Source organism: Paenarthrobacter sp. NPDC090517 (assembly GCF_044769165.1).
In the GTDB taxonomy this organism is placed as follows: Bacteria; Actinomycetota; Actinomycetes; order Actinomycetales; family Micrococcaceae; genus Arthrobacter.
This window is the reverse complement of sequence record NZ_JBIVXN010000002.1, coordinates 534,560-557,158: the sequence shown is the minus strand read 5'-3', so window position 1 is coordinate 557,158 and position 22,599 is coordinate 534,560. Positions and strand designations below refer to the sequence as shown.

Sequence of the window (22,599 nt, the reverse complement as noted above, 5' to 3'; positions counted from 1 at the left end):
AAACGTCTGTCTACGCCAAGAGGGTGTTGATCAGCCGCGCGGCGACCTTCGCGGTCCGGGAATCAATGTCGAACTCCGGATTCAGCTCTGCCACGTCCAAGTGAAGCAACTTTCCGCTGGCAGCAACTTGCCTGCAAATCGCACTTATCACCGGCAATGGCACACCGTACGCAGCGGGCGCGCTCACCCCGGGCGCCACCGACGCCGGCATCACGTCCAGATCGATGGTCAGGTACAACGCGTCTATCCCGGCCAGGAACTCGGCAACAAAGACTTCTCCTGCTTCCGGAGTGCACTGCTCATCGAGTAGGTATTTCACACCCAAACGTTGGGCGGTGTCGAAGAGCGTTCGCGTGTTGTTTGGCTCCGAGATGCCGACGACGGCGTACTGCAGTTCACGCCCCCCGGCGGCTTCCGCGCGGGCCATCTGCAGGAAGGGCGTCCCTGAGCTCGGCGTCGGTTCATCCCGCAGGTCGAAGTGCGCGTCCAGGTTCAGCACACCCAGTCGCTTGCCACGAACTGCTGTGGAGCCAGCCACGCCCAAGTAGCTGGCGAAGGCGGTCTCGTGGCCCCCGCCGAGGACCACGGTGAGGTTTCCGGCGTCGAGCAGTCCCGAGATGGCGCGTCCGGCGCGCTCTTGGCCCGCCTCCAGTGAGTCGTCCTCCACAACCACATCACCGGCGTCGAACACGTCACGATCAAGGTGGAAGGCCAGCGGCCCCAGCGCAGAGCGGATGGCGGCCGGAGCGGCAGCAGCGCCCACGCGTCCCTGGTTCCGGAGGACGCCGGCGTCGCTGCAAAAGCCAAGCACGACGGCGGGTCGCGAGGCTGCTTCGGCGGCAGACGTTTCGTGGGGAGCTACGGCTTGCCACCACCGTCGGTGCTCAACGGCATCGCCATCAAAACGACCTGTCCAAGGGGCAGGGGAGACATCGACTGTGAGGCTAGTGGCGGTTTTAAATCCCATGCTTCAAGCACACCCGAGCCAAGCTCTTAGCACCAGCCGTGGCGCAGAGAGCGTGTCTGGAATTCCGGATCATGGTCCCTGAACGCGCCGCGAGATGGCACATCATGCCAATGTTCGCGCTAAACATTGGCATCAAATGCCATCTCGGCGAGGACCTACTTGACGCCCAACAACTCCTCCACAGTTCCGATGCCGAAGAACAGCAGGAACGCGGCTGCCACAGCCCACATCAAGGGGTGGACTTCGCGGGCGCGGCCCTGGAACGTACGGATCAGGACGTAGGAGATGAAGCCGGCGCCGAGGCCGTTGGCAATTGAATAGGTGAACGGCATGAGGGCGATGGTCAGGAACGCGGGGATTCCAACGCCCCAGTCCTGCCAATCGATCTTCCCCACCTGGGAGACCATCATGAAGCCCACAACCACCAAGGCCGGGGCCACGGCCTCGAACGGCACCAGGTTGATGAGCGGCGTGAAGAACATGGCCACAAGGAAGAGGACACCGGTGACGATCGAGGCGAGGCCTGTTCGGGCGCCTTCACCAATGCCGGCGCCGGACTCGACGAAGATCTGGTTGGAGGAAACGGAGGCTCCGCCGCCCACGATTGCACCGAGGGCGTCCACCTGGAGAACACGGTCAACGTTGGGGATGTTGCCGTCCTTGTCCACGGTTCCGGCCTCGTTGGCCAGCCCAACCATCGTCCCCATGGCGTCGAAGAAGATGCTCAGGAGGATCACGAAGGCCAGCAAGGCCGCAGCGATGAAGCCAAGGTGTTCAAATGCACCGAAAGGGTTGGCCTTGCCAATGAGGGACAGGTCAGGGGCGCCCCATTCGGTGAGTGTGGGAGCCACCAGGGACCAGCCGCGGGGGTTGACGTTGGTTCCGTCAAAGCTTGGTCCGATGTGCAGCGTAAATTCGAGGATCGCGGCCAGCGCGGTGGAGACCACGATGCCGATCAGGATGGCGCCACGGACCTTTCGGACCACCAGTGCGATGGTCAGGATCAAGCCCACTGCGAAAACGAGTGTCGGCCAGCCCATGAGCTTGCCGTCCACGCCCAAGCCCAGCGGAACGGTGGTCCCGGCGGCATCAGGGATGCGGCGGACGAAACCGGCGTTGACCAGACCAATGAGAGCGATAAAGAGTCCGATGCCCACAACAATTGCCGTCTTCAGGGCCTCCGGAACTGCCTTGAACACGGCTGTCCGGAAACCGGTCAGCACCAGGATGAGCATAGTGACGCCCGACAACACCACGAGCCCCATCATGTCCGGCCAGGTCAACCCGGGATGGGAGGCCACCGTGACTGCCACGAAGGCGTTGACGCCCAAGCCTGTGGCCACGGCAAACGGGTGTTTGGCCCACGCGCCCATGAGGATGGTCAGGATGCCGGCAACGAACGCCGTGGTGGCTGCCACGGCCGTGAAGCCCAGCGAAGCGCCACTCGAGTCAGGTCCGGAGAGGATCAGCGGGTTCAGCACCACGATGTAGCTCATGGCGAAGAAGGTCGCGAAGCCGCCACGGATTTCCCGCGAGTACGTGGACCCACGTTCGGAGATTTTGAAGTAGCGGTCGATTGCAGAACCTTGTTTCAGCATGAAGGTCTCCGGGGATCGAGGGGAGTTTGCCCTCAAATCCTATGTTGTCCGGTGTGGGCCCTCTGAACGATTCGCCTAGTCTGTAAGGAAGCCAACACTAGGAGAAACCGCCCCATGCGTACCATCCGCCCGCTTCTGGCCGCCGTCGTCGCTGCCCTTGCCTTCGCGTCCGCCTTGCTGTTTTCCGCGGCTCCGGCGTCCGCGCACGACGTCGCCGAGTCAACCGCGCCAGCCAATGGTGCCAGCGTTGCGGAAGTTCCGGCGTCGGTCTCCATCACGTTCAACAACCGCCCGCTCGCGATCGGTTCCGGTGTAACCGTGACGGCCGCCGGTGAGAACTGGGCGGACGGTCCGGTCGAAATCATCGACAACCAGGCTGTTCAAAAGCTTCGCCAGGGTGCTCCCGCTGGTGAATACACGGTGGTATGGCGCGTAGTCAGCTCGGATTCCCACCCCATCGAGGGCACCTTCACGTTCACCGCCACCGCGGGAAGCACGACGACGGCGACTGGCCCGGTGGGTGCCTCGCCGTCGGCATCAGCGCCGTCAGCCACTGTCCCCACGGCCGGTACAGCGGCGCCGGGGACGGGCAACAGTGAGCCTGCCGCTGACGCCTCGCAGCCCTTCCCTTGGAGCATTGTTGGATTGGCCGTTGTTGCTGTGGGTCTCGTTATTTACCTTGCTGTTACCGCGCGGAAGAAACTTGCCGCTTTCAACGGCCCGGACAGCGATACTTCCGCGGAATAACGCGGTTTTCTACGTACCTGCGAATATCTCGAAACGGATACTGCGACACGCCAGAAGCCCACTTCCCGTTACTTAAATGTGACTTCGGTGGAATCATCGCGTACGGTAGTACCTGTGCCTGTTCCACGTAGCGGGCACTTCCGGCCTGATTGCCTAGCTCTGCCGCAGTCCGGAATCCGTTCGCAGACAAACCTACGGCAGAGACGGGGAACCCAATTTAGGTCGCTTTCGAGCGTGCCTTGGGGTGAAGTCACGAAGCTTCCGCTGAACAGCGGGGGATAGTGGCCGGGTGACTCCCATCCGAATCCGACAGCTAACCTCGCAGGCATCGGGAGAGGCTCTTTCATGTCTTCACGCATTCTTCGCGGCCGTCGTAAGGCGGACAGCGTACGTCCTAATCCGTTCATCTCCATCTCGAAGGCAGTAGCCAGCAACGCTTCCGGCGCTGGCCGCCAGGCAGCTGTTATCGCAGCAGCCTCGGGCCTCGTTTTGACCGGCTCCATTGCTGCTCACGCAGCTGAGGCTCCGGTTCAGCGCGACTCCAGCCCCGCAACGGTCGCTGAGACCGTTTCCGAGGCACCCACCAAGGTTGTTACCGCTCTGGCAACGGCTACCGTCAACTTCGAGCGTCCGGCCGTTGCTTCCGTAGCAGCTCCGGTCATCGAAAAGCCGGCTCCCGTTGTTGAGGCCCCCGTGGCCAAGAAGGCAGCCGTCACCACTGCTGCTGCAAAAGCACCCGTCGCCGCTAAGGCTGCGGTCGCCGCTGCTCCTGTTGCCGCTGCACCGGTTGCCGCTGCTCCTGCAGCTGCTGCCCCCGCCGCTGGCGGCGTCAACGCAGCCATGGTCGCCTCGGCTTACGCACAGATCGGTGTCTTCCAGGACTGCACCGCCATGGTCGAGAAGGCCCTTGGCTCCGCAGGCATCCCGGTAGGCGACCTCGGTCCCATGCAGTTCATGAACTACGGCAAGGTTGTTAGCACCCCCCAGCCCGGTGACATGATCGTCCAGTCCGGCCACGTTGCTATCTACATCGGCAACGGCCAGGCAATCAGCGGTGGCATCAACGGCAACCAGACGGGCATCCACCCGATCAGCTGGTTGACCGCAACGGGTCCCCTGACCTACGTACGCGCTGGCGCATAAAGCCTCACGCTTCAGTTCAAAGGCCGGTGCCTTCAAAGAGTAATTTCTTTGAAGGCACCGGCTTTTGGCGTTAAGTTCTGTTTGTTTATGTTCAGCAGGAAAAGTTAGGCGGCGTGCCCCTAGGCGAGGGCGATGCCCGGACCTGCGGGTAGGGCCACCTTGGAGGAGATGGCTTGGCCCACTGCCTTGGCTTGCCGCAGCACTTCCTTGGGAGACGGGGTGATAAGGTCCCCAACGCCCACCAGGTGCATCCCTACCGCCCGCATGGCGGCCGCGAAGTTTTGGCCAACGGCTATTCCAAGTTCGGCGAGCATGCGGCGTAACTGGCTTTGGGCGCAGCGCGTCACTACTACGTGGTCCGCCAGGAGGACGCCGTTCGCTGTGTGGACCGCCCATTGGCGTGGAGTGGATTCGAGGGGGCCGGATACGTGGAGTCCGGTCCTCAGGCCGGCTGTGGTCATGCTTGCGGCCAGTCCGTATCCGATTTGCCGGGAGGGGTCCGAACCCAGGAAATCAAGGCGGACGGCGCGGGTGGTGTTGCGAACGTCCAGTTGATGGTTGGCGGCGTAGTTCCGCAGGTGTCGGAGGATCTCGTTGCGTTCCTGCATGGCCGCAGGATCGGCCACCTCAGTGCGTTGAAGCATGCCTGTATGGACGGAAGGACCTGTGGTGGACAGTGCGCCGAACCCGTCCACGACGATTGAGCCCACGCCATAGCGGCTGAGCTCACTGGCAACTGCCAAGCCGGACAGGCCGGCTCCGATGACCACGGTGGTGGTGCGCTCCGTGCCGGAATCAGGCGTGAGTGACACTGCTTGGTTCCTCCTTGACGTGTGTGCCTTTCGGCATCGCGTGGGATCGCGTCCGAGTTCCCCAAGCGGCCGCAAATAAATGGCCGGAGTGTGTGGTGTGAAACACGTTTGCCGGCCATTCGGTGACTCGAACACTACCGAACTTTTTCGGCCATGGATAGCCTCCGCGACTGCGCGTTTTGTGTGTTCGTCCGCAGCGCAATGTGAGAGCCCGGGAACCGAGCCCGGACCGTTATGCACATAGCCCGATGTCGCCTTGATTCGCTACTGCTGACCGAGAATAGTTGGCATTGGGAGGAGAAATTTCCCGGTTTCTCCTGCTCCGGCCATTGACAATGAAACAGTGAGGGAATCCGACGCGGAGAACCTCTGGCAGAATAGCCGGAACATCAAGCAGTAGGTGGAGAGGCAGGCCCCCATGGACCAGCACGGCAGACACAGTGAAGAGCCACAGGACGGCCAGGATCAGGCTGTGGAACCAGGTGGCATCGTGGTGGGAGTGGACGGCTCAGAGCATGGTCAATGTGCTTTGGTTTGGGCCGCGCGGGAGGCTGAACGTCGGCGACTTCCCCTGCATATCGTCACGGCATATTCCGTGCCCATCTTCGCCGCCTCCGGGCTGGATGGCGGCTACGCAACAGTTGACGATTCCGTGATTCGTGAGGGCGCGGATGCGATCGTTCGGCAGGCCCTGGAGAAGGTCTCCGGATATGCCATCGACGTCGACGCTTCTGTCGAGAACGGCGACGCCGCTGGTGTCCTGTTGGACCTCTCCAGCGAGGCCGCCCTCCTTGTCTTCGGCAGCCGGGGTCGCGGCGGGTTCGTCGGGCGTTTGCTTGGCTCGGTCAGCAGCGCCTTGCCCGCCCACGCCAAATGCCCCACGGTGACAGTGCCGCTCTACTGTGCCGACCGCCTTGGTGAAAGCACTGAGGACAAACACATCAAGGCTGAACACGCCAAGGCGGGCCCACGTACCGTGGAAAACGTGGTCGCCGTAGGCGTGGACGGTTCTGAGCAGGCCCGTGTGGCCGTGCTCGAAGCTGCCGAGCAGGCACAGCGCATGGGGGCGAAACTCCGGGTGATTTGTGCTGTGCCGCAGTACAGCGGTTCCCTGGCATGGGTACCGGCCCCCTTGGACAGGGACGCCTTGTTTGCGGATATCAAAGTCCAACTGGACGCCGGGGCCGATTGGCTCAGAAGCCACTTCCCTTCATTGCCCATGGAAACGGAACTCCGGGATGGTTCCCCCGTTGATGTTCTGGTGGAAACCAGCCGCAGCGTCGAGCTGGTGGTTCTGGGTACGCGGGGCCGTGGCGGCTTCGCGGGGATGTTGCTGGGTTCTACATCGGACGGAGTCCTGCACCACTCCAAGGGACCGGTAATGGTTGTCCCGGACCGTGAGGATCCGCGACTCGCTGACCGTCAGAAGTTTGGGCCGATGCTCGGCGCTGCCTAAGCCGGAGCCGGTTACGTCCATGGACAAGAAGCAGCCCGGGGAGCCGTCGCAGGAACACGACGAGGGGCGTGGCGCGTCCGATACGCAGTTGGTTCTGGACATCGCCGAAATCCAGGGAACCATGCTTCCCCGCGTTGGTGGCAAGGCAGCCAACTTGGGCGAACTGGCCAGCGCTGGCCTGCCCGTGCCTGGCGGATTCTGCCTCACAACTGATGCATACCGGCAGGCGCTCTCAGGTGCTGGGCTGGAGGTTGTCTTTGCAGCTTTGGCTGAGGCCAGCGCCTCCGGGATGGACGCCCCCGACTTGGACCAGCTCAATGAGCTTGCCGCCCGTGCCCGGTCCTGGGTGCTCGGCGCCGGGGTACCCGATGGGATCGCCGAAGCCGTACGGTCTGCCTACGAAGATTTGGGGGACAACGTCCCTGTCGCAGTGAGGTCGTCGGCCACTGCAGAGGACTTGCCTTTCGCCAGCTTCGCGGGGCAGCAGGACACCTACCTGAACGTCGTTGGTATTGACTCAGTCCTTGATGCCGTGAGCCGCTGCTGGGCATCGTTGTGGACAGATCGTGCAGTGGCGTACCGGAGCACCAACGGGATCGACCACGGAACTGTGTCCCTCGCTGTGGTTGTGCAGGAAATGGTGAATGCCGTTACCGCGGGCGTCATGTTTACCGCCAACCCGGTGACGGGGAATCGCTATGAAACCGTCATTGATGCCAGTCCTGGCTTAGGGGAGGCGGTAGTTTCGGGTGCTGTGAATCCGGATCATTACGTTGTGGACGGCCATCGTAGTGTCATTGTGGAAAGGGCCGTGGGAGATAGGCAGGTGGAGATCCGTGCCACGCCTGGCGGTGGCACGGAACGCTTGGAACGCCCCGGCCAAACCGGGTTTGAGAGCCCGCCACCGCAGCCATGCCTCAGTGACCGTCAGGTCCTCCAGCTAGCCAAGCTGGGCCTTGAGGTCCAAGAGCATTACCGCGCTCCGCAAGACACCGAGTGGGCAATCGACGACGACGGAAAGTTGTGGCTGACGCAGGCGAGGCCCATCACCACGTTGTACCCGCAAACAACGCGTACGCCCCCGACTCCCGGCGAGCACGCGTTCCTGAACTTCAGCCTCGCGCAAGGCCTCACCAGGCCTCTGACGCCCATGGGGTTGGCCGGCATCCGGCTGATAGCCTCAAGCGTCGCCCAGACGGCGGCTTTCGACGTGTCCGATCCCCGGTCAGGTCCGCCTCCCTACTACGAGGCCGGACAACGTATTTTCTTCGACTTCAGCGCGGTGCTGCGAAGCCGGGTGGGCCGGACAATCGTGCCACGGGTTTTTGACGTCATGGAAGCCCGTTCCGCAGCCATTATGCGTGAACTTTTTGGCGACCACCGCTTCGCTGTGACTATCAAGACACCCATGAAACTGATTCGCCATGTGGCTCCGGTGGCGGCTAAGTACCGTGTCCCCGAGTCACTGTTCCGCGGTCTGTTCCGCCCAAGCACAGCAACTCGGCGTGTGGATCGGCTCAACACGGAGTTACGAAGCACCTTCTCCGTCCCCAGTGAAGCCACACCCCACCAGCGGCTCGGCCACGTCCAGAGAATACTGGGAGAGGAAGTGTTCGCGACGGTTCCTCAAGTCCTGCCTCTGCCTGCTCTCGGCTTCGCGATGTTGGCACTGGTGCGGCGGATTCTTGGCGACCAAGCGCCCTACAGCGAGTTGCAAACAGTAGTCCGTGGCCTACCTAACAACGTCACTACGGAGATGGATCTGGCTTTGTGGCAAGTGGCCTCTGAGATCCGTGAGGATCCGGCTGCCGTTGCTTCCATGGTTGGCCAAACGCCGGCAGAGTTGGCGGAACAGTATCGGGCAGTCGAGCTCCCGGCCGCTGCACAGACCGGTCTTGAGAGGTTCCTGCAGAAATATGGACACAGGGCGGTTGCAGAGATCGACCTTGGCATGCCCCGCTGGTCCGATGACCCTACGCACATCCTCGGTGTCATAACCAACTATTTGAGGCTCTCCGACGACGCCGAATCGCCTGACCAACAGTTCAAACAAGCAGCCGTCGACGCCGATGAACAGGTAGCGCGTTTCGTGGCCCGCGCCCGGTTGAAGAGTCCGTTGCACGCCGTGATCGTGAGACTTGCTTTGGACCGAACACGGCGCTTCGCCGGGCTGCGGGAGTTGCCCAAGTACAACCTGGTTCTGGGCCTGTCAGCTGCCAGGAAGCAGTTGCTCCTGATCGGGAATGAGCTGGCGGCAGCACAGCGGATCGAACGTGCTGACGACATTTTCTTCCTGGACCTCGACGACGTCGAGATCGCCCTGGCAGGAGGGGACCTCCACGAGGTCATTGCTGAGCGTCGTGCTGCCTACCAGCAGGAACTACGCCGGAGGCACATTCCACGGGTGTTGTTGTCTGACGGGACTGAACCTGAGGCCACGCCCGGCCGGAACGAAGGTGAGCAGCGCCCTGGCGCGTTGTCCGGCAGTCCGGCGTCGGCGGGTCTGGTGTCCGCTCCTGCGCGCGTCATCATGGATCCTGTGGGTGCCCACCTGGAACCGGGGGAAATCTTGGTGGCACCATCAACGGACCCTGGTTGGACGCCACTGTTCCTCACTGCGGGAGGGCTGGTCATGGAGATGGGAGGAGCCAACTCGCATGGAGCTGTGGTGGCCCGTGAGTACGGTATCCCTGCAGTTGTGGGCGTGCCGGACGCCACCTCCCGCATCAGCACAGGCCAGCACATCACCGTTGACGGCGCTGCCGGGACGGTCAGCACCGAAAACTCCGGGCTGTGAAACAGTCTCAGGCGTGCTGGTGCGACTCGTGCTCGGAGTGGCTCGCCGGTTCCAACTGGAAAGTGCAATGTTCGGTGTCGAAGTGCCGGCCAAGGCAGGAGCCCAGCTGATCCAGGATGCTGTCCGCCCCGCTGGCGTTGAGGACCGCATCCTCCACCACCACGTGCGCTGAGAACACGGGAACGCCGGATGTAATGGTCCAGATGTGGATGTCATGGGCATCAACCACTCCGTCCACGGCAACGATGTGCTCCCGGATCATGTTCACATCAACACCCTTGGGAGTGGCTTCCAAAAGCACATCCACAACGTCGCGCAGCAGATGCCAGGCCCTCGGAATGATCATGAGGGCAATCAGCACGGACGCCAGTGGGTCGGCAGCGCTGAATCCCGTGGTCATGATCACCACAGCCGCAACGATGACGGCGATGGAGCCAAGGAGGTCACCAAGGACTTCAAGGTAGGCACCGCGGACATTGAGGCTTTCCTTCTGCGCGCCTTGGAGGATCAACAAGGAAACGAGGTTGGCCACAGCACCCAAAATGGCGGCCCACAGCATGACATCCGTCTGGATTTCGGTTGGCTCGCCAAAGCGGCGGATGGCTTCAATCATGATCACCACGGCGATGACGATCAGGATCAGTGCGTTGGCCAAGGCAGCCAGAACCTCGGCCCGTTGGTAGCCGTAGGTTCGCTGGTCACTCGCGGGCCGGGTGGCAATCCACGCCGCCATCAGGGCAATGAACACACCTGCCGCGTCGGAGAGCATGTGCCCGGCATCGGCCAGCAGGGCCAATGATCCGGACACGACGGCGCCTACAACTTGGATGCCCACCACACCTAGGGTGATGGCGAGAACGGCAATAAGCCGTTTCCGGTGCTTGCCGGTTGCTGTGACTCCGTGGGAGTGGTTGTGGTCGTGCCCCATGCCTATAAGGCTAGCCCCAGCCGAGCTCATGCAAGCGGTCGTCGGCTATTCCGAAGTGGTGCGCAATCTCGTGGACCACCGTGATGGCCACCTCATCAATGACTTCTTCGCGGGTGCTGCAGATGTTCAGGATGGGTTGGCGGAAGATCGTGATCCGGTCAGGGAGGGAACCTGCCTCCCACCAGGAATCGCGTTCAGTCAGCGGAACTCCCTCATAGAGTCCCAACAGCACGGTGTCCGGATCTTCGCCTGGTTGCGGCGTGTAGTCGTCCTCGATGAAGATCGCCACATTATCCATGGCGCTCGCCGCTTTGGGCGGGATCAACTGCAAGGCGTCGCTGACGGCTTCTTCAAAGTCTTCGGGCGACATCTCATAAGGCGCCGAAACAGGGGCCTCTTCCACAGAGGCATGCTCAATAGGACTGTGCACCGCATTCCGTTCCCGTAACGGCGATGAAGGGCGCTCGCCGTCGGGAACTATTGGCAGGCCGGGAGGGAGATTCGCGGGCATGATTCGACTTTAGTCCGCTTGGGCATCATTGGCGCCGTGCGTGATGGGAGATACTGAACTCAATCCTCCTTTCGACAGACACAGGAACCGCATGACCGGCACCGCTTCCCTCGCACCTGAGCCCCTCGACGTCGTCGTTGTGGGTGAGGCATTGATCGATATCGTCCAGTCGGCTGACGGGCAGAAGGAGTACCCGGGCGGATCGCCGGCCAACGTCGCTTACGGCTTGGGCCTGTTGGACGTGAAAACGGGCCTGCTGACGGCCATTGGCCGGGACGATCGAGGCGATGCCATCGCCGCGCATCTGCAGCGCGCAGGTGTCGTCCTGCTGCCTGGGTCCATGTCGGCTGGCAAGACCGCGACGGCGACCGCTCGGATAACTGCCGACGGTTCGGCCGATTACACCTTCGACATTGACTGGGCACTGGCTCCACTTGCCCTGCCCTATGCGCCGAGGATCCTGCACACCGGCTCCATCGCGACGTTCCTGGAGCCTGGCGCAAGTGTTGTGAGAAGTTTGCTGGAGCAGGCGCAGGGCGGATGCATGGTCACGTACGACCCCAATATCCGTCCGGACCTCCTTGGAAGCCACCACGAGGCTTTGTCCCTGTTCGAAGAGATGGTGCCGCTGACCGACGTCGTAAAAATGAGTGGCTCGGACGCCCGCTGGCTCTACCCGGGCAAGTCGTTGGAGGATACGGCGAACCATCTCTTGGCCCTTGGTACGGGGCTTGCAGTGGTGACTCAAGGGGTTAAAGGGGCGCTCATGGCTACCAAGCACATCCACCTCAATATCCCGGCCGTCCCGGCTACCGTGGCAGACACCATTGGCGCCGGTGATTCCTTCACGGCTGCGCTCATCATGGGGCTGCTCTTGCGGGGCAGCGATGGAATGGCGCCTACTGTGTTGGAACGGATCGGCACCATCGCATCCATGGCCGCCTCAATTGCTGTTGGCCGCTCGGGCGCCAACCCTCCCACGCACCGTGAACTTCTGGTGGGCATGGCCCGCTAGTCGCGGAGTCAGCGGGTCCGGCGTCGAGTCAACCCAACGCCGACCAAGCAGATGACGCCGCCAATCAGCCCCCAGATGGTTGGTACTTCCTGAAGCACAGCCCAGGAGATCAAGATCGTGGTGCCTGGAACCAGATACGTTGTGGCAGCCAGTTTTCCGGCCGAGATCAGGGATAGTGCGTAGGCCCAGGTGGTGAACGCGATGGCCGTCGGGAAGATCCCCAAGTAGACCAGGCCGAGCGTGGCCGGAAGCGGCGCCGCTTGTACCTCGGAGATCAGCTGCCCGGTCCACGGCAAGCAGCAGACCGCGCCTACCATGATGCCGAACCATGTCGCTTGGCCTGCAGTGAACTTCCGGAGTACGGGTTTCTGCAGGATTGCGCTCACCGAGGCGAGTACAGCGGCAAGCAAGCACAACAGCACACCGGCCACGTCCGCCGTCGAACGCTGTCCGGAACCCAAAGCGATCATCGCGACGCCGCAGAAGGCCACTCCGCTGCCGATCAGCAGCCAGCGTGGGAAGCCCTCTTTGAGGAAGACGCCGGCAAGGATGGCGATGAGGATGGGCGAGACGTTGATCAGCATGGCGCTGGTGCCGGCGTCGAGCATGTGCTCCGCGGCGTTCAGCGCAACGTTGTAGCCGCCAAACCACATCACCCCGTATGCCACGATCGGCAACCACTCGCGGCCGCTGGGCCAGACCTTCAGCGTCGGCAGCACCACGATGCCAAGCACGACGGCGGCAACCGCCAACCGTCCGAGCGTCAGGGAACCGGGGGAGAAGCTGGGGCCGACCGCCCGGATGCCTACGAAAGCCGAAGCCCATAGGACCACCGTGATGATGACGGCGGCGATGCCGAGTTTGCTGATGGCTGCTCCCGGCGCGGGGGTGGTGCGCGGGGGCAGGCCCGGGGAAGGCTGGCCGGGTTCGGCCGGGGTGGTGGTTGTCATGAGCCAAATCTATCTGTCGGGGGCCGGGCGCGGCTGGCGGTTTTCGGACGCGTCAGGACAAGATCCTGCCAATGTTCGGCTGGCACCCTCGATGGGCCCGTCGAGGGCCCTGATCTGTGGTCCGGGACACCATGCAGACCTCGATTTGGGAATATCGCCATCTATGCTCTAAAGTTTTAGAGTCCAGTTCGGACGAGCGAGACACGGAAAGAACGCGTAAAGCGTCCCTTTTCTTTGCGAAATCCGAATTGAGTTCAGGCCCCCATCGTCTAGCGGCCTAGGACACCGCCCTTTCACGGCGGCGGCACGGGTTCGAATCCCGTTGGGGGTACGCAAGGAAGTGGTAAACCGGATGAAAAAAGTCTGGTAAGCTAGAAGCCTTGAAAAAAACGCGGTAGAGATACTGCAAACGCAAGGCCCTGTAGCGCAGTTGGTTAGCGCGCCGCCCTGTCACGGCGGAGGTCGCGGGTTCAAGTCCCGTCAGGGTCGCTCTGAGCGCCGAAGAAATTCGGTTCTCAAGGTGACATGTCACCTAGGCTCTGTAGCTCAGTTGGTAGAGCGTTCGACTGAAAATCGAAAGGTCACCGGATCGACGCCGGTCGGAGCCACCACTGGGAAGCATCAGTTCTTCGGAACTGGTGCTTTTCTTCTTTAACGCACGATCGCACCGAGGGTCCCGGGCTCAGCTGTAGTTGACGACCACGTTTACTATGGTCAGGCCAATGGCGATCATGATCGGCGCGATGGAACTGCCAGGTACTGCTTTTCGGGCGACCACGGTCCGCCCGATGACGTAGATGTTTGGGAGAAACCCCCAGGCCCAGTGGAAGGGGCGCACGACGCCAAGGCGTTTGAGTCTGCGCCGGTCCAGGTAGGCCATCACGACATTGGCCGCGCACGTGGGCAATGCGACACCGCCAACGATGAGATCACCAAGGCTAAGTTCGAGATCGGGATCAGCGAGCTGGGCTCCGTCTGGTCCGATGGCGTAGCCATGAAGAGACTTCACCACAATGTCCAAAATGAGAAACAAGGCAGATAGCCACAGCAGCGCCCACAAAAAAGGCGTAGATGTGGGCGTCCCTGGGGGCAGGAGGGGCCTACCTTTCGATCCTTCTGCGGGCAAGTCGGTTAACTGGTCTGTCCAGGCGGCACCGTCCCACCAACGAAGCCTCATCGTTCCGGCTGGGTCCGCGTACCAGCCAGATGGCGCGGTCACGTGGTTGGGTGGCTGACTAATGGTTCTGGGAGCCCCAAATCGATCCTGAAGTGATCACTCTTTTGAAGGCATCGGTGCTTGGACTCGACTCCTAGATTCCCCGACCCAGCGCAGCCCGGGATCTCTCGTTACTGGATCGAAGCGAGCGACGCGGTCAGCATTTCGCCTGCTCGGCCAAGTGCCCGGTTGAGGATCCCACAGCGTGCATTGGAGGATTCATTGGTTCCACCTAGGCCCAATGTAGCCAGCGGTGCCTCATCTTCCTGAGCGCGCGCACGCCAAGGACACCGGTGAGTAATACAGGCATAAAGACAGTGGCTGGAGCTAAGACGACTATTACTCCGATGAAGTGAACGACCAGTACAGCCAGCATCACTACAGCGTGGGCGTCGACAGACTCCATGGGTTACTTTTCTTTCTGTGAGTAGGGATGTTCACGGGGTTCTGGTTCCGGTTGGAGCTGCAGGCCCGGGGCCGACGAGTTGCGTCCTGAGCCGGACAGGAATGCCATAGTTGGCAAACTCGGCGTCCATTGCCTCTTGCGGGGTGGTGAACTTGTTGGTGGGGTTGTTCTGGACTGAGTTGCTGTGGGAGTCCCAGTTCGAGACACTGGCCCATGGCTGAGCGAAGTCGGTAAGGTACCGGCCGTTGTCTTGCAGCCTGGCGATGTTGTACCAGGCGTTGCCGCCGTCCAGGCCGATCACTTTGATCCCTTCATCTGAGATGGAGTACGCGAGCCAGCCTTCGGCGCAACCGAGGACGGTGTAGTACTGCTGCTGCTCGGCCGGGATGGGTTTGATTGCCCGAACCGTATCGTGGCGTTGAATGTCGATGTTGGCCGGGGTGCAGGCGCCGGCAGCTGGGCCAGCGGGCGCCACAGATTGCGGAGCCGTGGTCGGCGTCGGGGGCGGAGTAATGACCGTGGTCGGGGTTGGTTCAGCGCTCCACACCGGGGTTTCCGTTGGGGTGCTTGTCGGCTTGGGGCTGGCTGTCGCGGAAGGGGTAACCGTTGGCGAGGCGGTGGGCGTTGGCGTGGGGGTGGCCGAGACAGTAGGGGTGTCGGTAGTGGCGGGCGCCGGCGCCGATTGCGGGACCAGGTTGCCAGCTACAACGACTGCACCGACGACGGTGGCAGCGGCCAGGACCACTCCCGCCGTCGCCGCCCAACCCGTCCGGCGGGACTTCCGGTCGGCGAGGGAAACGACGTTGGGATCATCGGAGAAGACATGCGACCGCCCTGGCAGGACACCCGGAGCAGTGCCGGGTTCGGGGACGCTAGGTTTTGCGTTTTTCATGAGTTGTTCGATGCGGTCCACGGTTAGACTTCCCGTTCTGTCATGAGGTGTTGTGGTGCGGCTTTCGCAAAGGCCTTACGGGCTCGGTGGAGCCTGACTGCGGCAGCCGAGGGTGTGCATCCAAGGCTTTCAGCCAGTTCTGCCGCGGTCAGGTCATCCCAATAGGAGAGCATCAAGATTTCCCGGTCACGGTCCTTGAGCCTGGAGAGGATCTCGGCAACGCTGGCCTGCTGCTGCTCATCATCGTTGGTGGTGACGGCCTGGGCTCGGGCTTCTTCAGCCAGACGCTGCATGAGCTGATCGCGACGGCTCCGGCCTTTGTACTCGTTGCCGAGCACATTCCTGGCTGTTGCTATCAGCCATCCGACGCCGGGCGGCTCCGGCGGTTGCTTCTCCCACACGATCCGGAACACGTCATTGGCCAATTCCTCGGCCCGTTCGCGGTCGTTGATCCGGTACGCGATGTACTGGTAGATGCGGCTGAAGTGTTCAGCGTGAAGAGCAATCAGTTCCTGCTCTCTGGTAGCCAACATCCTTGTTCTGTTCCCCCGGGCTAGTGCGATGTGATGTGTCAACCACTTAGTGTCCCGGGAATCGGCATTTCTTACACAACCGGAGAAAATGTTTAGGCAATTGTTCCGGCGGCCAAGGGAACACAGCGATACCCGGCAAACTCCCGCAATGAGAGTGCCGGGTATCTGGAGTGCTTGGTGGTCAGGCAGCGTAGCGAAGACTGGTCAGCAGCGCCCGGAGTTTGACGTATTGGTCAGTTTTCATCCACGCTGCAGCGGTTTCAGGCGTCATGGACGCGTCGATTTCAGCAACCGCGGTTGCTGCCCCGTTCGGCATGATCATGAAGCTGTTCACGGAGGTGCTGTCGGGACCTTCTGTCATGAAGTAATCAGCCACAACCCCCATGTAGTAGCGGACCGGAAATTCAGGGAAAGGATATTCATCCCGCACGAAAGCGAAGTGCGAGGCACCGTCACGGCTGTCGAACGCGCTGAGTTCCTGGGAGTCGAGGATGGTGCGGTTGACCGGCCCGCCGACCAGACCTCCGGTGCCTCCACTGGTGATGTGGGCAACTTTGTCACCGGTTCCGTCAAAGATACTGGCACCCAGTGAGTTCTCTTTTCCATCGGGATGATTGGCATTTTCGTTGTACGGTTCCTGCTCCACCTGTACAGACCATCCGGCGGGCACATCGAAGGAGATATGGCCGTCCGGGAACGTGAAAGTGCCATTCCCGTAGTCGGGCGAGACGTGCGGGGTTGAAGAGACAACGGGAGTAACGGGCGTCACCACGGGTGCCGATGGCGGAGTGGTCTGGGGCGCGGTGACTGTGGGTTCGGCAGGAGCGGTTGGTGCTGCCGGCGCGGATACGGGTGCTTGCCGCACAGGATTGGCAAGGACCGGGGCCACGACAGCGGGTGCAGGAACAGTGACCTCGGCCGCTTCCCTGTCCTGGGCGGGAGCACTGACGTCAGGGGAGGGGAGCTTAGCCTCCACAGGCGCGGCAGATGGCTGTGCGGGGTTCGAGACTTCAGCTGATGCTGCGGGTGTGAACGAAGTACTCGCCTCGGGTGCTGCCGGTGTGCAGGCGACGAGAGTGAGTGCCAGCGCAATCGATGTCAGAGTCGCGTACTTGGCATAGTCAGATCGGCGGTACTTCATGGTTGGGTTCCTTCCCCCTTGGATGACAGAGCGGATTGCCTGCTCATGCATGTTGTTTCCAGCAAGGGACGGATGATTACATCCGAAACCAAGAATCTTTCAGCGGTTTTTCTTCCCGCACGGGTTGCGGCCCGGACAGCAGCCCCAGCGAAGCCGAACGCATCGTCCATCGCGGGCTAGCTGATGAAGATCATGCGAATGGAGTTCGGCGCGAGATTAGCCACGGTGCAGCAGGAATCGGGTCAGTGGGTGTACCACCAAAAGAAGTGCCGTTTCCAAGGAAGTGGGACTGGTGCGCGTGTAGCGTTTACGTGAACCTTTACCGGGCAGTTTGCGGGCGGGCGTCGCCGCAGAGGTTTGGCGGACATTCCGTGCAGTTGAGCCGACTTCTGAAATTCCCATGAACGGGGATGTCAAACGGCCCACCACGGTCGCTGCCGGGCAGCCGACGTTTCGAATCGGAAGGGTGCGCGTCGGCCGGCTCGCAGCGGTTCAGGTGAATACTTGACTCTGACACTGTGGAAGGCGAGAGAACAGAGACATGTTATCCATCGGAGCTTTCGCGCAGATCGGGCAGGTGACCCACCGGATGCTGCGGCACTGGGACACCGCAGGTCTGCTCGTGCCCGCCCACGTTGACAGGTTCAGCGGCTACCGATCCTATGACCCCTCTCAGCTTGAGCGTTTGCATCGAATCGTTGCGCTGCGCCAACTCGGCTTCGGCCTTAACGACATTTCGTCGATTCTTGACCAGGGCGTCGAGGCTGAGCGCATCGCGGCTCTGTTGCGGATTCGCCGCGCAGAGGTTGAGCAGGAACACCGGCTCGCTGCTGGCCGACTCGTAGACGTGCAACGGCGGCTCCATCTCATCGAGAAAGAGAATCACATGTCCCAGATCGAGATCATTGAGAAGCCCCTGCCCGCTGTCCGCCTCGCAGCCCGCCGCACGGTGGTAGCAGACCCACCTGAGATCGCAAGTGTCGTTGGTCCCTCCTTTGATGCCGTTTCCGAGATTATCGGCGATGAACGTGGAACTCTGGAGACGCCAGTCGCGCTGTATGAGACGGTTGAAGACGGCCTGCAAATCATCGCCGGTTACGCATACACGGGACCCGCCCGGGACGGCTTCGAGATCATCGAGTTGCCCGCGGTGGAAAATGCCGTCTGCGGCGTCCATCTCGGCTCCATGGAGCACATCGCAGAAAGCTGGCAGGCGCTCCACGCTGAGATCTTCGCTCGAGGGCTTGTTCACTCAGGGCCATGCCGGGAACTATACGTCCGAGCCATTTCAGAGGATCAGTCCGACTGGGTGACCGAGCTGCAGCAGCCTGTTCGCCGCGGGTGACTAAGCCAAGAAAAGTGCCTATTGGATTGGTTTTTCTCCTTGTCCGGCAATTATAAGGATGCTTATGATTAAGTACCGGCCCGGTTCCTCGGCAGTCTCCCTGGGAACCGGGGCTGGTCCAACGGCACCAGGAACTGAGACGATCATGGAAATGAGCACACCGGAGCCTCTGGGAGCAGGAGGGGAACAGCGGCAAAGTAGTCCTCGTCCGATGGCTCCCTTGGCGCACCATAACCCGGTTACGGAACAGTTGCGCGTGGTGGGTAAACGCCGTGAGGCGGCGGAAGGCCAGCTTGAACGACGACTCCGTCTACACAGTGAGAGCAATACCAGGACCAACCCTTAGGGATGACCGAACCGGCGGAAGGGAAACATTGGTGAAGCCAGGGGGTGAGACCTACAACCGAGACGGGCAGTGGAGAAGCCGACGTCAGGGTTCGGACCAGCCCTTCGCCGTCGGCGGGACCAAAGCTGAGCAGCAACAGCGCGGACAGGACGCGGCCCGGCGGGTCGGTGTTGAACACATCATCAGAAACCTGGACGGCACAATTGATCAGACACACTCTTACGGCAACGACCTTAACCTGCCCAAAGACTCCTAGCGCCGAGCGGAACTCATCAACTACGCGACGGGTGACCCCACGGCGGTGACCGTGAGATCCTATACTGCGGATATGCCTGATGCAGAGGTTTGGCTGACCTGCCGTCTGCTGTCCCCGGCAGGCCCATGACTTGGAACGTGCTGTCTTTGATGGTCTTGACGTGGACACAAACCGGTTGCGCGAAGAGCTGCAGATCATCGTGCGTCAGGTGCACCTGGAACCGCCGACACGCGCATTTTAGGGCCTGCGTACAAAACTTGACCCAGCAGACGCGATTCAGCCGCCCTTGATTGAGCTGATCACGGCTATCTCTAGTTTCCGGCTGTCGCGGCTGCTTAGCTTGGGAGTGGCAACGCTTCGGGCATGGGAATGCGTGTTCAGCGGGCTTCGGAACGGAGAGCGCCATGCTTAGGAAGCTGATGTGCAAACTGAATCTTGGCCATCATTGGCACGTGGAGAGCACGGACGACGGTAGCCGCTACAGGCGCTGCACCCGCTGCGGAAAATACGACAGCGACAGTGACGCCGGTGGCCATGGGGCCATTATGGATCTGGGTGGTGGTGGCTGACTCCCGCGGTCCCGGGGGGCTTCTAAAGCTACTTCTGCTGAACTTGGTTGCTGGTGGGTTCTACGAGCGTGGTTGGCAGGATTGTGCAGGGCCGCAACGGAACCAGTCGGGGAGGGCAGCTGTGAAAGCGTCGCGAACGGCCGGGCTGTTGGTCACCGTCCAATCCACGCGCCCTTTGACCTCGACTTGTGTTTTGTCCCATTCGAACCAGTTGATCATTTTCAGCTGCGGAAATTGTTGATGCGTTGAGGGGGAGAAGAGCTGGTTCCACCAGGCCTCCTTGATGGCCAGTTCCGCCTCGCCGCCGACAGTCGGGGCAAACAAAGACGCTGTTTCCGGAATGGCGACGGGCTTGGAATGCTGTGCGCCATAGATGCCGTAGAAGTCCGGTAGCAGGCCGTCATCACCATTGGTACCCACGTAATTCCCGGTGAGCTGATCGGCGAACTTGTTGGCCTCAGGCAGTTCGTTTTCGCCCCAAGGGTAGGTGCTGCCCCAGTGGCCCGACCCTGAGCTGCCCGAGGACGAACCCGAACGGTGGCTGCTGACCTGCACCGCCCTGACTGCAGTCACCCCAGGATGCCCTGCGGCACGTCCATGACCGGTCATCATCCCGAAACACCTCTCTGTGGAATGGCTCCGCCCGGACCCAACCGATAAATCCGACGTCCAACACCTGATGGAGTCCCTGCCGGAACCCACGCTAACTCCGCGCATCGTCACCACCCGGGTGAACAGCGTAGGCAACAGCGCCCCCAGCCGACCAGCTCAAGGGGGTCCTGCAGGCAAGATGACTGCGTTAGGGCAGCCTTTACGGCGCCCTAACTTTTCAATGCGCCGCAGCAACTCTCACTCTCCCCAAAAAACCACCTCCGCCTCACCTATTGACGCCCCCGATTCCCCATGACACTATGATGACCACATCTTGATACCGGTATCAACATGTTTCAACAATCTCAGGCGTCATATCGAAAGGACCACCCGTGCTTGGCTTCAAAGAAGAGGAATTCCTCACGCAGACCCGCAGCGCACTGGCGTTGCAGGGGCAGATCGAATCGGTTGTTGACTCCATCCAGGAGCGGGAGCTGACCAACCTGTTCCTTATTGGTGCCGGCGGAACCTACGCCGCGATGCTGCCCTACGAGCACTTCATCCGGTCCCGCTCCACCCTGCCTGTCCGTGCGTCCATCGGTAAAGAACTGATGCTGACCGAGGATCCCACGTTCGGCTCCGGTTCCGTGGCCGTCTTTGCCTCCGTTTCGGGCACCACGGAAGACGTTATCGAGGCCATCGAGTTCGCGAAGGCCAAGGGCGCCTACACCGTAGGGTTCACGGGATTCGGAGATAGCCCGTTCGCCAAGGCCCTGGACGTTGCACTGGTTACTGAACCCAAGACCTGGCCGTTCGACATTCCCATGATTCTCCTGAGCACCCGCCTTCTCGCGGTGCGGGGCGAATTTGAAGGGTACGAAGAACTGGCGGCGGAACTAAAGACCGTTCCCGAGAGCTTGGTTGGCGTCGCCCGTCAAGCAGAATCCGTGGCGGAAGCCTTTGCCGAGAAGAACAAGGACGCTGACTACCATTTCCTTGTCGGCACCGGAAACCTCTGGGGCCTCACGTACCTCTATTCCATGTGCATTCTGGAAGAGATGCAGTGGCTCCGGACTACTCGCGTCCACGGTGCTGAGTTCTTCCACGGGTCCTTGGAGCTCATCGAAGAAGACACCAGCCTCATGCTGCTCCTGGGCGAGGACGAGACCCGCCCGCTGATGGACCGTGTGGCCAAGTTCGCCGAAAACTACAACAAGAACACCACCCTGCTGGACAGCAAAGACTACGAACTCCCCGGGGTCAGCCCACGATTCCGTGCACTTCTTGCGCCGCTGATTCTGGACACGGTTCTTGACCGTTTCAGCAAGCACCTGGAACGCGTCCGCAACCACTCCCTGGACCTGCGCCGTTACTACCGGGTGGTCGAATACTGACCAGCACAACGCCCGCAAAGGCATAAGGCCGCGCTGCGGGCCCGGCTCTGCCCGGGCCCGCAGGTTCGAGACAGGAAGAGCATGAAAGTAATCGGGTTCGGGGACAACATCGTGGACCGTTTTCTCGACCGCAAAGTGATGTACCCAGGGGGAAACTGCGTCAACGTCGCGGTCTTTGCCCGCCGGCTGGGCGTTGAGTCTGCCTACCTCGGCGTCTTTGGCTCGGATCCGCTGGGCGCTTTTGTCCGCGATGCCATTGATGCGGAGGGTGTCGACACCAGTCAGTGCATCATCCGCGATGGCCTCAACGGGGTCACTGAAATCAAGGTGGTGGACGGCGACCGGATCTTCCTGGGCTGGAACGAAGGAGGCGTCACCACGAGCGATCCCTTCGTGCTGCAGGATGAACACCTGAAGTACCTGGCCTCAGCCAATCTGGTGCATTCCAGTGTCTATTCTGCGTCCGAGCCCCAGTTGCCTGCCGTTCGAAGCACAGGGACGCTGGTCAGTTTCGACTACTCGTCGGAGCCGGAGCGTCGAACTGACTCCTATTTGACGCAGACGGCGCCCTACGTGGACCTGGCGCTTTTGTCGTGCGGAAACATGACCGTCGCCGCCGTCGAAAATGATCTCAGACGAGTACACGCGGCGGGCGTTTCGCTTGTGGTGGGGACGCGCGGTCAGTCAGGCGCAATGATGTACGACGGCGAACGCTTCCTCACGCAGGCGGCGGCACCTACCGACCCGCTTCGGTTCGCCGACACCATGGGTTGCGGCGATGCCTTCCTGGCAGGACTCGTAGTCAGCCTGCTTGGCTCCGGCTGGAGACGGGCGTACCGGCCGCTGACCGACGCTTTGCAGAAAGCCCTGGTCCGTGGGGCGGAGTCGGCCGCGGCTCAGTGTTATGTGGAGGGCGCCTTTGGATACGGCAGGGCAGTCGAGGTAGCGGCCGGGCAGCCGCGGTAGCTACTAGGATCTGATGCAGA

At 61.6% G+C, this 22,599-nt stretch carries 21 protein-coding genes, 3 tRNA genes, 1 pseudogene and 1 riboswitch; of the genes and pseudogenes, 13 read left to right on the top strand and 12 right to left on the bottom strand.

Features of this window, described 5'->3' with window-relative positions; genetic code table 11:
* Positions 1–10 precede the first annotated feature (10 nt).
* Positions 11–967 carry a formimidoylglutamase gene (hutG, locus tag ACIQTW_RS11400; protein WP_402936898.1) on the bottom strand — a complete coding sequence of 319 codons (957 nt, stop codon included), beginning with the start codon at positions 965–967 and terminating at the stop codon, positions 11–13.
* A gap of 155 nt (positions 968–1,122) precedes the next feature.
* Entirely contained in the window at positions 1,123–2,565 is a 1,443-nt protein-coding gene (locus ACIQTW_RS11395; RefSeq protein WP_017198999.1) for an NCS2 family permease, read from the bottom strand.
* A 114-nt stretch (positions 2,566–2,679) separates the two neighbouring features.
* Here ACIQTW_RS11395 and ACIQTW_RS11390 point away from each other — a divergent pair, with 114 nt between their 5' ends.
* Both ACIQTW_RS11390 and ACIQTW_RS11385 read left to right on the top strand, forming a co-directional pair.
* Complete coding sequence (locus ACIQTW_RS11390) at positions 2,680–3,312, top strand: copper resistance protein CopC (protein ID WP_402936897.1); 633 nt, start codon at positions 2,680–2,682, stop codon at positions 3,310–3,312.
* Between the two features lie 150 nt (positions 3,313–3,462).
* A riboswitch (cyclic di-AMP (ydaO/yuaA leader) is annotated at positions 3,463–3,654 on the top strand.
* A gap of 3 nt (positions 3,655–3,657) precedes the next feature.
* Complete coding sequence (locus ACIQTW_RS11385) at positions 3,658–4,455, top strand: NlpC/P60 family protein (RefSeq protein ID WP_402936896.1); 798 nt, start codon at positions 3,658–3,660, stop codon at positions 4,453–4,455.
* A gap of 119 nt (positions 4,456–4,574) precedes the next feature.
* On the opposite strand, the gene ACIQTW_RS11380 is transcribed toward ACIQTW_RS11385, so the two are convergent.
* The gene (locus tag ACIQTW_RS11380) at positions 4,575–5,267 is read right to left on the bottom strand and encodes an FAD-binding protein (protein WP_402936895.1); all 693 of its coding nucleotides are present in this window, start codon (positions 5,265–5,267) and stop codon (positions 4,575–4,577) included.
* Between the two features lie 418 nt (positions 5,268–5,685).
* Between ACIQTW_RS11380 and ACIQTW_RS11375 the strand changes: the two genes are divergently transcribed.
* Positions 5,686–6,723: a universal stress protein gene (locus ACIQTW_RS11375; RefSeq protein ID WP_402936894.1), complete on the top strand. Its 1,038-nt coding sequence runs from the start codon at positions 5,686–5,688 to the stop codon at positions 6,721–6,723.
* A 19-nt stretch (positions 6,724–6,742) separates the two neighbouring features.
* Positions 6,743–9,520, top strand: coding sequence for a PEP/pyruvate-binding domain-containing protein (locus ACIQTW_RS11370; protein WP_402936893.1), 2,778 nt, complete (start codon positions 6,743–6,745; stop codon positions 9,518–9,520).
* Between the two features lie 7 nt (positions 9,521–9,527).
* Here ACIQTW_RS11370 and ACIQTW_RS11365 read toward each other — a convergent pair whose 3' ends face one another.
* Positions 9,528–10,448, bottom strand: a complete 921-nt coding sequence (locus tag ACIQTW_RS11365; RefSeq protein ID WP_402936892.1) for a cation diffusion facilitator family transporter — start codon at positions 10,446–10,448, stop codon at positions 9,528–9,530.
* A gap of 10 nt (positions 10,449–10,458) precedes the next feature.
* Positions 10,459–10,959: a metallopeptidase family protein gene (locus ACIQTW_RS11360; RefSeq protein WP_402936891.1), complete on the bottom strand. Its 501-nt coding sequence runs from the start codon at positions 10,957–10,959 to the stop codon at positions 10,459–10,461.
* 91 nt (positions 10,960–11,050) lie between these two features.
* On the opposite strand from ACIQTW_RS11360, the gene ACIQTW_RS11355 reads away from it, so the two are divergent.
* Positions 11,051–11,974 carry a carbohydrate kinase gene (locus ACIQTW_RS11355; RefSeq protein ID WP_402936890.1) on the top strand — a complete coding sequence of 308 codons (924 nt, stop codon included), beginning with the start codon at positions 11,051–11,053 and terminating at the stop codon, positions 11,972–11,974.
* A gap of 8 nt (positions 11,975–11,982) precedes the next feature.
* Here ACIQTW_RS11355 and ACIQTW_RS11350 read toward each other — a convergent pair whose 3' ends face one another.
* Positions 11,983–12,924, bottom strand: a complete 942-nt coding sequence (locus ACIQTW_RS11350; protein ID WP_402936889.1) for a DMT family transporter — start codon at positions 12,922–12,924, stop codon at positions 11,983–11,985.
* 258 nt (positions 12,925–13,182) lie between these two features.
* Between ACIQTW_RS11350 and ACIQTW_RS11345 the strand changes: the two genes are divergently transcribed.
* The 3 genes from ACIQTW_RS11345 to ACIQTW_RS11335 all read left to right on the top strand — a co-directional run bounded on the left by ACIQTW_RS11345 (position 13,183) and on the right by ACIQTW_RS11335 (position 13,535).
* Positions 13,183–13,255 (top strand) — tRNA-Glu (locus tag ACIQTW_RS11345).
* 84 nt (positions 13,256–13,339) lie between these two features.
* Positions 13,340–13,413: transfer RNA gene (locus ACIQTW_RS11340), tRNA-Asp, on the top strand.
* Positions 13,414–13,459: 46 nt separating this feature from the next.
* A tRNA-Phe gene (locus ACIQTW_RS11335) sits at positions 13,460–13,535 on the top strand.
* A gap of 71 nt (positions 13,536–13,606) precedes the next feature.
* Here ACIQTW_RS11335 and ACIQTW_RS11330 read toward each other — a convergent pair.
* From ACIQTW_RS11330 to ACIQTW_RS11310, 5 genes and pseudogenes are all read right to left on the bottom strand, one after another.
* Positions 13,607–13,933 (bottom strand): hypothetical protein, encoded by a 327-nt coding sequence (locus ACIQTW_RS11330; RefSeq protein WP_402936978.1) that lies wholly within the window; start codon positions 13,931–13,933, stop codon positions 13,607–13,609.
* Positions 13,934–14,053: 120 nt separating this feature from the next.
* Positions 14,054–14,143 (bottom strand): annotated as a pseudogene (locus ACIQTW_RS11325) (DUF2510 domain-containing protein); the annotation flags it as partial.
* A 434-nt stretch (positions 14,144–14,577) separates the two neighbouring features.
* Entirely contained in the window at positions 14,578–15,438 is an 861-nt protein-coding gene (locus ACIQTW_RS11320; protein ID WP_402936888.1) for a hypothetical protein, read from the bottom strand.
* Between the two features lie 23 nt (positions 15,439–15,461).
* The gene (locus ACIQTW_RS11315; protein ID WP_402936887.1) at positions 15,462–15,971 is read right to left on the bottom strand and encodes an RNA polymerase sigma factor; all 510 of its coding nucleotides are present in this window, start codon (positions 15,969–15,971) and stop codon (positions 15,462–15,464) included.
* Between the two features lie 181 nt (positions 15,972–16,152).
* The gene (locus ACIQTW_RS11310; RefSeq protein WP_402936886.1) at positions 16,153–17,112 is read right to left on the bottom strand and encodes a hypothetical protein; all 960 of its coding nucleotides are present in this window, start codon (positions 17,110–17,112) and stop codon (positions 16,153–16,155) included.
* A gap of 541 nt (positions 17,113–17,653) precedes the next feature.
* Here ACIQTW_RS11310 and ACIQTW_RS11305 point away from each other — a divergent pair.
* The 3 genes from ACIQTW_RS11305 (at position 17,654) to ACIQTW_RS11295 (ending at position 19,628) form a co-directional block, all read left to right on the top strand.
* The gene (locus tag ACIQTW_RS11305; protein WP_402936885.1) at positions 17,654–18,457 is read left to right on the top strand and encodes a MerR family transcriptional regulator; all 804 of its coding nucleotides are present in this window, start codon (positions 17,654–17,656) and stop codon (positions 18,455–18,457) included.
* A gap of 272 nt (positions 18,458–18,729) precedes the next feature.
* Positions 18,730–19,059: a DUF2188 domain-containing protein gene (locus ACIQTW_RS11300; protein ID WP_402936884.1), complete on the top strand. Its 330-nt coding sequence runs from the start codon at positions 18,730–18,732 to the stop codon at positions 19,057–19,059.
* Positions 19,060–19,463: 404 nt separating this feature from the next.
* Positions 19,464–19,628, top strand: a complete 165-nt coding sequence (locus ACIQTW_RS11295) for a DUF1660 family phage protein (RefSeq protein ID WP_402936883.1) — start codon at positions 19,464–19,466, stop codon at positions 19,626–19,628.
* A gap of 60 nt (positions 19,629–19,688) precedes the next feature.
* Here the strand turns inward: ACIQTW_RS11295 and ACIQTW_RS11290 are convergent, their stop codons facing one another.
* A complete protein-coding gene (locus tag ACIQTW_RS11290; RefSeq protein ID WP_402936882.1) occupies positions 19,689–20,201 on the bottom strand; it encodes a hypothetical protein in 513 nt (170 codons plus the stop codon).
* A 410-nt stretch (positions 20,202–20,611) separates the two neighbouring features.
* On the opposite strand from ACIQTW_RS11290, the gene ACIQTW_RS11285 reads away from it, so the two are divergent.
* Both ACIQTW_RS11285 and ACIQTW_RS11280 read left to right on the top strand, forming a co-directional pair.
* Positions 20,612–21,613 carry an SIS domain-containing protein gene (locus ACIQTW_RS11285; RefSeq protein WP_402936881.1) on the top strand — a complete coding sequence of 334 codons (1,002 nt, stop codon included), beginning with the start codon at positions 20,612–20,614 and terminating at the stop codon, positions 21,611–21,613.
* Positions 21,614–21,694: 81 nt separating this feature from the next.
* A complete protein-coding gene (locus ACIQTW_RS11280; RefSeq protein ID WP_402936880.1) occupies positions 21,695–22,579 on the top strand; it encodes a PfkB family carbohydrate kinase in 885 nt (294 codons plus the stop codon).
* Positions 22,580–22,599 lie beyond the last annotated feature (20 nt).